General features: G+C 66.4%; 8 protein-coding genes. 2 read left to right on the forward strand and 6 right to left on the reverse strand.

Going from position 1 to position 11702, the window contains the following annotated elements; all coding sequences use genetic code 11:
- Nucleotides 1–529: 529 nt before the first annotated feature.
- The 6 genes from ACGFI8_RS47450 to ACGFI8_RS47475 form a co-directional block, all read right to left on the reverse strand.
- Nucleotides 530–826, reverse strand: coding sequence for a hypothetical protein (locus ACGFI8_RS47450; RefSeq protein WP_392815589.1), 297 nt, complete (start codon nt 824–826; stop codon nt 530–532).
- 325 nt (nt 827–1151) lie between these two features.
- Nucleotides 1152–2777 carry a hypothetical protein gene (locus ACGFI8_RS47455; protein ID WP_392815591.1) on the reverse strand — a complete coding sequence of 542 codons (1626 nt, stop codon included), beginning with the start codon at nt 2775–2777 and terminating at the stop codon, nt 1152–1154.
- Between the two features lie 327 nt (nt 2778–3104).
- Nucleotides 3105–3404, reverse strand: a complete 300-nt coding sequence (locus ACGFI8_RS47460; RefSeq protein ID WP_392815593.1) for an RNA polymerase sigma factor — start codon at nt 3402–3404, stop codon at nt 3105–3107.
- A 472-nt stretch (nt 3405–3876) separates the two neighbouring features.
- The gene (locus tag ACGFI8_RS47465) at nt 3877–4071 is read right to left on the reverse strand and encodes a hypothetical protein (protein WP_392815595.1); all 195 of its coding nucleotides are present in this window, start codon (nt 4069–4071) and stop codon (nt 3877–3879) included.
- A 742-nt stretch (nt 4072–4813) separates the two neighbouring features.
- Nucleotides 4814–5905: a hypothetical protein gene (locus ACGFI8_RS47470; protein WP_392815597.1), complete on the reverse strand. Its 1092-nt coding sequence runs from the start codon at nt 5903–5905 to the stop codon at nt 4814–4816.
- Nucleotides 5906–6823: 918 nt separating this feature from the next.
- Nucleotides 6824–9988 (reverse strand): NACHT domain-containing protein, encoded by a 3165-nt coding sequence (locus tag ACGFI8_RS47475; protein ID WP_392815599.1) that lies wholly within the window; start codon nt 9986–9988, stop codon nt 6824–6826.
- A gap of 731 nt (nt 9989–10719) precedes the next feature.
- Here ACGFI8_RS47475 and ACGFI8_RS47480 point away from each other — a divergent pair.
- Entirely contained in the window at nt 10720–11037 is a 318-nt protein-coding gene (locus tag ACGFI8_RS47480; RefSeq protein ID WP_392815601.1) for a hypothetical protein, read from the forward strand.
- Nucleotides 11038–11331: 294 nt separating this feature from the next.
- Nucleotides 11332–11565, forward strand: coding sequence for a hypothetical protein (locus tag ACGFI8_RS47485; protein ID WP_392815603.1), 234 nt, complete (start codon nt 11332–11334; stop codon nt 11563–11565).
- The last annotated feature ends 137 nt before the right edge of the window (nt 11566–11702 follow it).

The raw sequence follows: 11702 nt of genomic DNA on the forward strand, positions 1-11702 counted from the left end.
CCAATGATCATTGGGCGTAGGAACCTTCATGATCACTGATGCCTGTGCCCGTCTTCTGCCCGCCCGGTCCTCACTGACCTATTTGCGCGGCCTCTTAGCTAGGGTTTTCGGGGGGTAAACGGGGGGTGCCATTCCGGCCTGCGGGGGCCGTTGGGACGTTGGATGTCGGCGCAGGTTGGTGTCCCGGGCCGGGGTGTGTCACGGGACTGCAGCAGCTGCCGGCGCCAGCGGCTTCAACGGTGCGGACAGTCCTCCGACACGCCTTCCTTCGTAGCCGACAACGCCGAGGCGGCTCGGTTGATAGCCGCGGGCGCTGTCGTGGACGCAGGCAACTACCGTACGTACACGCCGTTGCACAGCGCCGCTGGGATGGCGGCTTCCGAGGTCGTCGCGGTGCTGCTGGACGCCGGCGCGGACGGCCGGGGCCCTAACGACATTCCAGACCACGCCGCTGCACCAGGTGGCCCATGGTCGAGTCGGCGCCGCCGATGCTCGAAGCGTGGTGATCCCGGTGCCTTGATACCCTTTGTCACCCACCATCCCCATACCGCCCGGCTCGTAGTGCCGTGCCCATCGCGCGGCGATCCCGGATTCCCGGAACGCCCGGCTGTCGTGCATCGAGCCGGGGGCACGGATCGCCGACATCCCCCAGACGCCCCGACAGGGTCGCGACAGCCTGCAAGTTCTGTCCGCAATAGCCCTTCCTGTCGGAGAACAGGCCCTCGATCCCGTCCCGCTCCCCGATCGGCACCATCAGGCCGTCCACCAGCACCGCGTCCCGCTGCGCCTGCGCCCGGATCTCCTCATACAGGGGTGAAAGAACCATATCGATCAGTGTGACCGCTCTCCAGCTTGTCCTGGTACCGCTCCACGGTCGTGGACCCGCACCCGAACACCTCCGCGAGCACATCAGGCGCCAGATTCTGCCGCAAACCGAACAAAATCATCACCAGCGCCGTGTACAACGGCAACACACGCGGCCGGCCGGCAGGTCGACGACGAGTGGGCCGTGGTTCCGGCGGGCATGCCGACCCAGCCCCCACGGCTAGGCTGGCTGCCGGGCTGCGGTGTCGCCGGGACGGACGGCGAAGCGCGCCAGGTGCCGGGCCGCTCGGTGCGGACCCGGCTCGTATCCGCGTGCTGGTTGTTGGTCACGTGGTCAGCTGCACCTCGTCTTGTGGTCGTTGCCGTGGTGTCTGGCCCGGCCAGCGGTCGTTGGCAGTCTCGGATGCGGGGGCCGTCCAGTCCGGGAAGCGCATGTTCCCGTCGGGCACGAACACCCAGGCGGCGGCCTCGGGTGACCCCTTCGTTGCCTGCGGGATCGTGATCCGCATGTACCGGTCCCGGCCGTGCTTCACATCTTGATAGACCGGATCTGACACAGCCACCGCCATGCTGGCCTTCGGATGCGCGTTGAGGGCTTGCTTCAGCGGCGGCGCGTCGACCATGCGGGTGACGGCGGTGGCCGCCTGCCCAGCGACGCCGTCGGCCGTGTAGGCGGCGACTCCTTCGTGCACCGCCACGCGCAGCCGTAGCCGCGCCGCATCGGTGGCGTAGCGGTTGTATTCGTGCAACTGCCGGTCTACCGCACCCAGCAACTGGTCGAACACGACCCGCCACGATGTTCCGACCGGCAGGATCGCCAGCTCGCCGTCACCGGCGGCGTGCCGTTGCCAGCGGCTGCTGTCCAGGCCGACCTGGCTGGCGGCGTCACCGAGAACCTGACGGACAGCATGTTGCCAGCGCGAGCGTAGCCCGGCATCCGCACGACCGAAACCCTCGACATCGCACGCGAGCAGCAGACGGCGGACCGGCGAGAGAATCGGTAGCGGCCCACCGACGCGAGGCGACGTGGCCGCCGACTCAAACAGCTCGGGGGCGCGGCGCACCCACCCGTGGTCGGCCCTGGTGGTCATGAGGGTCGACCACCACGCGGACCAGGATCCGCCCGAGCGGCCCGGCTGCCTGCGGTCCGGCCGATCACCACAACGCATCCAGACCAGGTGAGCAACGCGCTCGAATTCGGCGCCGTGGCACTCGCCCAGCAGCGCCGCCGCGAGCACCTCGCGGCCGTCCGGCAGTAGCCGCTCGGCCCACAAGCGGTCGGACGTGCGTAGCAGTGGGTGGCACTGGTCCCGAAGGACATCCGGCAGAGCCGCGCTCTTGCACTGCCAGAGAACGACCGCAGCAGCGGGGTGGTCCTCGGTCGAGAGAAGGTCGGCCCCCGCCTCGCCTATGTCACCGTGACAGGTCAGCCACAACGGGACGGGGAGTTGGTAGGTGAACGGAACCTGCAGCCGAATCGGTCGATGCCCGGACAACGGCTCGCTCCAGCCACTGGCCAGCAGCGTCAGCAGCTGAAGATCGGAGTGGAGTCGCCCGGTCCCGGCAACAGTCACCAGAGACGGGTCCGATCCCAATCCGCCGACGTCGTACAGAAGGGTCTTCAGCGTCCACGAGCCGGCGGCCCGGGTCGGCACCACGGCGCGCATCGCACTGCCGCTCGAGGCAGGAAAGCCAGCCGTTCTCGACGGCGGGTGCTCATCGGTTGTGGGGCCCCCGGTGTCCGGGCGTCCGGCCGTCATCGCCGCCGCCATACGGCGTGCTTCGTCCAGGATCTGCTGCGCCTCGGCGCGCAGTTCGTCGGCCTCCTGCTGAGCCTGCTTGACGATATCGGCGGCCTTGCCCAGCGCACTGTCGCGGTAGCGGTCGGCGTCGGCCAGCGCCGCCGCTGCCACCGCTGGGCGTAGATAACGGAGCACCGAGGCTTCGAGCATGCCGTTCGGGTGCAACGGCGAGCGGGTCGGCGGGGGCCAACTGGTGGTCCACCCCCCGATCCTGGTGTTGCCTTCCAGTACTCGCCAGTACTCGGCAGCTGGCCAAGGTGGCGTCGATGGCCGGGCGGGGAGCCGGTGCGGGCGGCTTGGCTTCGGCCGGTTCGGCCGTGGCGCGGCACACCCGGTTCATGATCTCCTTGCGACGGCGGTCCAGTTCCCCGCCGCTGAGCCGCTCCCGGGTCATAGTGTCGACCAGCTCGATCATGTCGGCCAGCTCGCCGAAGAACTCGTCGCCGTCCACCGGGTTACGGTCGAAGTCGTCGCGGTTCATCGGTTGTTCTCCCTCGTCGTGTGCGCGCGGGACGGGCAGGGTCTACTTCGGTCGTACTCGTCGACCAGCGGCCGCAACCGGTCACGGGCCAGCTTGAGGTTCTGCCGGATCGTCGACTCGGTCTTGCGAAGTTCGGCGGCGATCTCGCTCATCGACAGTCCGTGTAGGAACCGGCCCAGGACGGCCCGCTGGGTCGGCGGAAGGCTCTCCAGCAGTTCCTCGACCCACTGCTCGTCGACCATCAGGTCGAGCTCGAGGCATCGTTCCGCCTGATCGGGTAGCAGGTCGTTCGGCACGGCGACGTACCCGTTCGTCGTGGCGATCCCGGCGGATATTGAGGATAGTCCGGGTTACGGCCAGTCGCGCGTAGGCGACCGGGTTGTTGATCTCGCTCCAGTGCCCGTAAATGTGGGCCATGACCGTGCCGAGAGCTTCGTCCGCGTCGTGGTAGCTCTTGCCCCACCAAGTGGCGAAGGACAGCAGCGGCTCGTAGTGGCTGTTGAAGAAGGCCCTGAACTGCTCGTCGATCGAGGACGGCGACGCAGCAGGTGGCGGCCCGGCATGTGGCTCCGGGGCCGCGGGGGACAACCCCTTCTTCGCTTGGACCACCGACGGCCCCTCCGATCTCGTCTCCGTTGACGTCTGACAGCCTGCGGGACCGGAGGACCGGGCCGTCGGCGTTGGGCCCCCGCTCGGCCGGCCCCTATTTGGTAGGACCGACCGCGGGCTGCCGTGTGAAGTCCGCGCTCAAGATTTTTCCGGCGGTTATCAGCCGGTTATTACGATCACCGCCACGGCGATCGCCACCGCGGCAACCGTGGCGATCGCGGTGACCAACACCGAGGCGGTGCTCAGGAAGACTCCGCCAACCCCAATCAGCACTCCGTTGACCAGCCACAACACCTTCCGGTGGCCATCGCCGCCCGCTCGCGGCCGACCTCGCCGGTGTCTGTTGCGGGCCATGCCGCACCGCCCTTCCTTGATTCGGCGTGTCCCGTTCAGCACGCTCTACCAACGAGGACCGGTTCGACCCATCCGCGTGAAAACCGCAGGTCGTGCACCCCTCTTTTGGGTGACGCCGGGCGGCGGACGGCCAGGAGATGACGTACGGCCCCTGGGGTCAGCGGTGCGGGCCGCCGCCACCCGCTGGCACGACCGCGTATCTTGGCTCGTTCGGCAGTACCGGAAGCAGGGCCGGCTGCCGGGCGAACTGCTTTTTGCCGGGTGTGGATGGTTGAGACGACTACACTTCCGTGCTGCGATCGATCTGGACTGGCAGGACTACAAGGACCTGTTCAGGGCCGGGATCTGTTGATCGAGATACGTCACGATGTCACCTGCATCGTGATCCACGACGACCACATGGCCCAAGACGAGACCCGACCGTGACTCACTGCCGTCGAGGACGTCGCGAGATCGACGGTCGGTTCGGCGGGCGTGCACGTGGTTCCCGCGCAGCTGCAGACGGAGCTGGTCGTCGCAGCGGTTCGATCTGTCGACCGGGGGCGGTCAGGCTGGGAAGGTTTAGCTCGGCCTAACCTCGTGGAGGGGTGTTGGATGCAGGTCTGACACGCACCATTTCCCAACGGGACGCCCTGCCGTCTACCTGGCTTGTTCTGCCCCCAGGCTAAATAGACCCGCGCAGCCGCGGCGAGGACAACCGCGTGCCGAGGTAACCAACTATGCCCATGTTGGGCGAGACTGATCAGGTCAGGGACCGTGGTACAGATTTGAGGTAGCTGGCGACGAGGCTGATCTGTTCCACCATGCTGTCCACGACCGCGTCGATTTCAACGTGGACCGGAAGGTCGATCGCGACATCTACGAAGTTTCCGTCGCGGACGAAGACGCGGTTTCGTTGTGCCTGGAGTGGTCCGATGGCGTTGAGGATGACCGCGGCTGACGGTTTGCCGCGGTAGCCGATCTGTAACCAGATCGGCGTCGCGCGGCCGGTGGCCCACGAATGGGCGGAGAGGCGGAGCAGGCAGGTGACGCCGGCCAGGGCGAGGTAGCGACCCCGCCAGCCGTCCCCGGCGCTGGGACGAAGGCTGCTGCCATCGCTGGCCGTGTTCGACGCGGCCCCGGAGTTCACCAGCCGCTTGACGGTCCGGTTGATGAGATCGTTGTACTGCAGGAGCCGCACGGCGACGGAGCCGCTGAGGTCCTGCACGGTCAGAGGGACGAACGCCTGGCTGTCCATGCGCTCACACAACCCGCGCAACTGGTCGAGATCGGACCGAGCGGGTCGGTCGTTCGCGGCGATGGCGGCGTCAACGAGCGCCGTCAGCAGCACACGCCAGCTCGTGATGGCGAGCACCTGCTGCACACCGACCAGGGCGTGACGGTACTCTCCGCTTCCCTGTTCGTCGATTGCTGCCAGGCCGGCTGCCGCAGACCGGGTCAGTACTTCGGTCCAAAGTAACTCCAGGCGCGCCGAGGGAACGATGAACAAGAGCATCGCCGGCTGGTCGACCGGTAGCCGCTGCAGGTAGCTGACGGGTTGGTGGTCGGTGAGCCCGGCCAGGAACTTCGCCTCGACGAGGAGCGGAACGCTGCCATCACCGGCAATCCCGGCCAGATCTGGAATCGCACCGTCATCGCCGGCGGCCTGGGTGACGTAATGCAGTCCGGCCGGCAGACGGGCGCACCGACTCAGGTAGTCCTCGAAGGCACGCGCCACGGGCGTCGAGTTCTGCAGAACGTAAGCCAGTCCCTCGGTGGCCACGTTCTCCGGATGAACCGAAAGTCGCGTCGCGAGGAACCCGAACATCCCAGGAAGGCGTTCGTGGTCGGTCACGGGCATCACCTTACAAGGCTCGTGCCGCGCTGTGCGGATACGACCACCACCACGATGTTGTGTAGCTCGACGGAGGCCACTACCTCGTCAAGGACGGCCATTGCCGCTTGCTGATCGCCGAGACAGTTCACGTCGACTCCCTTCCGTCGACTGGTGACGCGCTCGACGGAAGGGAGTGGCCGTTGTTCAGGTAACCGTGCATGGGTGGTCGGCATACGAAGATCGCAGTTACACGATGGTTAATTAAGCGCTGGGCGTGATTGTGCAGCCGGAACGGGAGGCTTGCTGTCTGTCGCAGATGTTGGTCTTGTGAGGCGTCGGCGCGGCGGGTCGGCGCGCCGGCCGAGCAGCGTGGCAGGCAACACCTGTGATTGTTCGAGCGACCAGTCCTGGAGTTCCCCCCGCCGTTACCGTAGCGTCCGCCGTGTTTGTCCCGTTGTTTGCCCTCAGCGGTACGCTCTCTCGAGACGCACGGTGCCGGCCCTGCGGCCTGGCGGCGACAGGCCGGCGACCGTTGGCTTCGACATGGCTCTGTGGCCGAGCAAGAGACGATTTGAGTTGACAACCCCTTGTTCTGAACCTTCATCAAGGCTTGTCATCTGTTGTCGAGAACCCGCAGTTACTGAACGTAACGACTCCGGGCTTGTGGCTGTTCGTCAATTCTTGGCGCTGAACTGCGCAAACGGGCTCCTATGTTAGTCGAAGCTTGTTGTCGATGGTCAACGCTTAGCTAGGGTTTTCGGGGGGTAAACGGGGGGCCATTTCAGCCTGCGGGGCCGTTGGGACGCGGGCTGTCGGCGCAGGTCGGTGTCCCGGCTGACTTTGTTGGTGACTGTCACGGACGAAGCCATCAACGCCTACGTCCTCGACGACGCCGGGCCGGTTGACGGCGGCCGTCTTGCTCGTGCCGTGTGGCCATCAGAAGTTGCCCGTGGCCTGCCGTTGCACGACCTGGAATGACAGCGAGGTGCCAAGGGCACGGTGACCTTTGGCTTGGTTGGCGAGGTGCACTATGCGAAGCCGCGGCGCCTTCCGTAGCAGGCTCAGGTCGGCTGTGCCCGGACCGATCAGGAACAATCGCTCAAGGGCCGTCATCTGGGCTATGTCAGCGAGATCGGCCTCGGCGTCGACGACCAGCGCTTCGCATCGGGTGAAGTGGTGGAGGACTCGGAGGCTGACCTTAGGGCAGCCGACGAACGCGGCCGCCCGCAGGTGCGGCGCCCACGGCAGAAGGCCGTCGATGTTCGAGAGGTGCGGACTGGAGAAGACAGCGAAGTAGCGTGGTTCGGCGCCGCTGGCGGCGACCCCTGGGCCGAGGCGCTCGATGCCGCTGACACAGACGCCGGTCGCCGGCAGTCCTGCACCGCCGCCCAGCGGCGCTGGCCAGTCCAGGCTGGACCATTGTGTGTACCCCACGGTTTGACCTTTTTCGAAGGCCGTGGACAGGTCGCCGAAGACGGCGTCGAGGAATGCGCCGACCAGGAGTGGATTGGCCTGGGCCGTCGAGCGCTCTACTGCGAGTGCGGCGCCACCGCTGCGGGCAAGTGCACAGGTCAGCGACGGTCCGGTCGATGGGGAGAGGATCGTCAGGGGCCTCGTGGCGGCGGATAATGCCCGGAGGATCTCGGGTTGTTCTCTGATGTGATTGGCGGAGAGTTCGATGGTCTGCGTCTCGGCGACCGCGCGGACCGCGGCGGCGATTTGCGCTGGCTCGTTCAAAGACAGTACTCGTACGGTCTCGGGTGCGAGTCGCGCGATGATGCGTTGCGCGTACTCGTCTGCGTCAAAGGCGGACCAGGCGGCGAGCAACACCTCCTGCACGGCCTTGCGTCGCACGCCGACGTACCGTTCGAGCAGCCCGATTCCGGCCGGGTCACCGATCTCGAGGACAGTGCGGATGATCGCCACGATCTCAGCCGGTGCGGGGTTGGTGACATTCGAGAGCAGATCGAGTACATATGGGCCACCAGCGGCGAGGATTCGCGCCTGTGTCGCTGTCTTCGGCGGGATGAGTGCGGCAGCGGCGGCCTCGACTCGCGTTCGGAGTTCCGGTGCGAGTTCCGGTGCGGTCTCCAGACAGGAGATGGCCAGTAGGTGCAGTCCTTCACGGCGCCGGGCCGCTTGGTCGCCCTCGTCGAGGAGGCCGGACATCAGCTCGGCTCGCTGGGAAAGGTTGGCGTGGCCGGCTGCCATGACGATGGTCTCGCGCCACTCCGCGTGGCCCGCGTTGGTCAGCAGGACGCCGACGTCGTCGTGCCCGACAGCGGCCCTGCCCGCCAGATATTCCTGAAACGTGCGGTGGACGAAATCGGTGTGCCGATGCGCGGGTTCGCGAATCAGCCCGCTGCGTTCGAGGATGTGCCGATAGACCGCGTCAGGGCTAAGCGGTATCGACAGGGTCGGCAGGATTGCCGCGATTCGATCGATCACGCGGCGGGTCGGCGCCTCCGTCAGGCCGTTACGGATGAGCCAATAGGCGATGTCCTGTAGCACCATGGTCTTCGCGGTCCGGGTCATGCCCTGTGCGGGTTCGAGGCCGCGCTCGGTGTCGCGGCGTTCCAGCAGCATCTGCAGCGCGACCTCATACAGTTCCATCCGGCTGGACGGCAGGTTGGCGTTGCGGTCGCGGTGCAACGCGCAGATCAACGCGCACAGCAACGGAAAACGCGCGAGCCGTCGGAGATGGTGCCGGCGTTCCAGTTCCAGGATCAGTCCCTGCTGGTAGTCCGTAAGGAGTTGCTGTTCGTCCGCGTCGCGGGCCTGCTCGCACATCGCCGAGTGCCAGCGTGTCACGAACTCCCGGATGTCGGCGGGAGTCATGGGTTCTAGGTCGCACACCGCGAATTGCTGCCAGCCGAGCCAGTCGGTGGGGGCGGCGGCGGGCCTGGAGGTGACGATGTACCGTGCGTCGGGAAAGGTCTTAGTCAAGCCCTGCAGCCAGATCTGGACCTCGTGGCGGCGCTTGGCGTTGAGCTCGTCGAGTCCGTCGACGAGCACGACGCCCTTGCCGGATCGCAGCTTCTCGTGGACCCAGTTGTGTGGCATCTCGTCAGCGATGTGCCGCCCGATGTGGTCGATGAACCGTTCGGGCGGCGGGAGCTCGGTGCTGCCGTAGTGCCGCAACGCCAGGTAGAAGGGGACGGTGGCGTTCCAGTCCTCCAGGTCCGGCCCGAAACTTGAACGTGCACTCTGCACGGCGACCCATTGCAGCAGCATCGTCTTGCCCAGGCCTGCCTCGCCGCGTACGAAGAGCATTCGGTGCGCGCGGAGCACATCGGGTACGCGAGTTGCCGCGTCGGGCGATGCTGCCTCGGTGTCGCCACTGCTGGGCCCGTAGGCGTCGGCATGCCGATCTATGCTCGTCGAGCCTAACGACACGGTCAGGCTCAGGTAGGCGACCGATAGCGGGTACCGGCGGCTGGCATCGGACAGCGTGGCACCGAAGAATTCAACCTGATCGAGGCGGTTCGCGACGAGCTGCCGATAGTCGCGCTCGAAGTCGGCATCACCGCGCCGGACCGGCAGGCGATCCAAAGCCTGCTCGACGAGCTTGTGCAGCTCGGTTTCGCGGCGCAGCAGCTCGACCAGCCCGGCCACACCCGATTGGGGCAGGACGGTGCGATATTGGATTACATAGGTGCAGGACTCGCGCAGGACCAGGTCAAAGAGTGCCGCTGCGTCGCTGGACAAACCAGCCCGCTGCTTGGCGTCGGGCGCCGCCTGCTGCACATGTCGGAACAGCCGCCCGGCGTCGAGGTCGATCGCGAAGAGGTCCTGGTCAGTGAGCGCAACTCTGGACAGAGTATCGGTGACCGCGTCGACAGCGGCAATGCGCTCATTGGTGGCCAGTGCCCTGAGTTCATTGAGGATGAAGGGCTCGAGGCGCGCGCCGATGGTGTCTGCGCTCTGCTCCATCGTCCGGCTGAACCGTCGCTGATCCCGGTGCCCGCTGATACGACCGGCGGCGATGTCGATCGCCTTGTCAGCAGCGCCGGCCACGATCTCGTGGCCTCCGAGCCAGATGCCGACCGCACTCTTAACCACAGCGGTACCTAGCCCGATGACGGCCGCCTCGATGCTCATCACACCATCGTGCCGAAGCGCCGCCCAACACCACAACGCATGCCGTCGGATAGGGCGCCCCGGGGGCATCGCGCTACACCCTCGAGGGTGTAACTTCATCGATGCAGCCTGCGCAAGCGCGGACCCTGGTAGGCGAGGGGCTCCGGTCGGCGGCTGCGGGCCTGGCGGAGATCACTGCCCGCTCGTTGATTGCGCCGCGGCCGAGGCGAATTGAGCCGACAACAACCTGTTCTGAACCTCGTCAAGGCTTGTCATCTGTGGTCGAGAACCCGCAGTTACTGAACGTGACGGTCCCTAGCTTGTGACTATTCGTCAACTCCTAGCACTGAACTGCGCAAACAGGGGTATATGTTGATCAACACTTGTCGTCGATGGTCAACGCTTAGCTAGGGTTTTCGGGGGGTAAGCGGGGGGTGCCATTCCGGCCTGCGGGGGCCGTTGGGACGTAGGATGTCGGCGCAGGTTGGTGTCCCGGCCGGGGTGTGTCACGGGACTGCAGCAGCTGCCGGCACCAGCAGCTTCAACGGTGCGGATAGTCCTCCGACACGCCTTCTTAGCCGGCAACGCGGCTGCGGTACGGCGTGAGGAGGCGGTCGCGCCGTTCGGCGTCGGGAGATACGGCCGAACGGTACCGGCGAGCCGTCGGGCCGTACAGACCGACATGCACCAGCACGCGCACGGCGGCAAATGAGTGTGCCCTGGGGAAGGTCGAGCGGATAGCCTGCGCGCTCGTGGACAACCAGCCAGCCCAGGCACCGTTGCTGTGTACAACTTGGCCCATCTTCACGACCGAGCTCGCCGCGGCCCTTAACGCGCACGGCGAGGATCGGCTGACAGACCAGGTCGAGCAACTGCGCATCGTCGAGGTCTGCGGCTGCGCAGACGACTTCTGCCAGAGCTTCTACACCCAGCCGAAACCGGCTGGCGCCTACGGCAACGGCCACCGCAATGTCAGCCTCGAACCGCCGTGGCCCGGTTGCCTCATCCTCGACGTGCTGCACGACGACATCGTGTACGTCGAGGTTCTCTACCGAACGCCACTGAGCTGACGAACTGACGTGACCGACTGTGACGTCGTTGGCAGTCAGCGGGCGCACACGAGGGCGCGACTCGCGGCATGAGCGGATACCGTTCAACGGCCTGAGCGTTGCACGTGCTGATCGATGGAGCGAGGCTCGAGCTGGGACGCCGGGGTCGCCGCTGGTCGTGCGGCGAGTGCTCATCTGTCCGTGTACGGCGTCGAAAGTGATTGCGGATGGTGTCGAGAAACGCGGGATCCGCTTCGACGTTCAGGTGACGGCGCCCCGAGTGGGGCCATCCGATGACCAGGAGCGACCGACGTGATGCCGTACTTTTTCGGCCTGGAGCTGACCACACCGCAGACCGGACCTCAGCAGCGCGAGCGTGATCTGCGCATGGGCCAGTTCGTCGCCCGCCTGTCGTTCCGCCGCAACGCGAGGCTGCGGCGACAGCTGCGGAAACAGCTCGAACCGGACTCCATCGACGCCCGACCCACCGCGACGCCATCGACAGTCGCGACTGTTCAGGTCGAGTGTGTAGCCATATGTAGTCACTGAGGGGCGTCGCGAACGCGGTGGGTTTCGCGGCCGCGGCCGTATTGTGGGCGATCGAGTAATTCGGTTCTGTCGCAGGAAGTGTGGCGCGGCGGTCGGCGGTGTGGAACTCGGTCGGCGGGCGGGCTCGGCTGACGGCG

Origin of the sequence: Dactylosporangium sp. NPDC048998, assembly GCF_043197855.1 — a bacterium.
In the GTDB taxonomy this organism is placed as follows: Bacteria; Actinomycetota; Actinomycetes; order Mycobacteriales; family Micromonosporaceae; genus Dactylosporangium.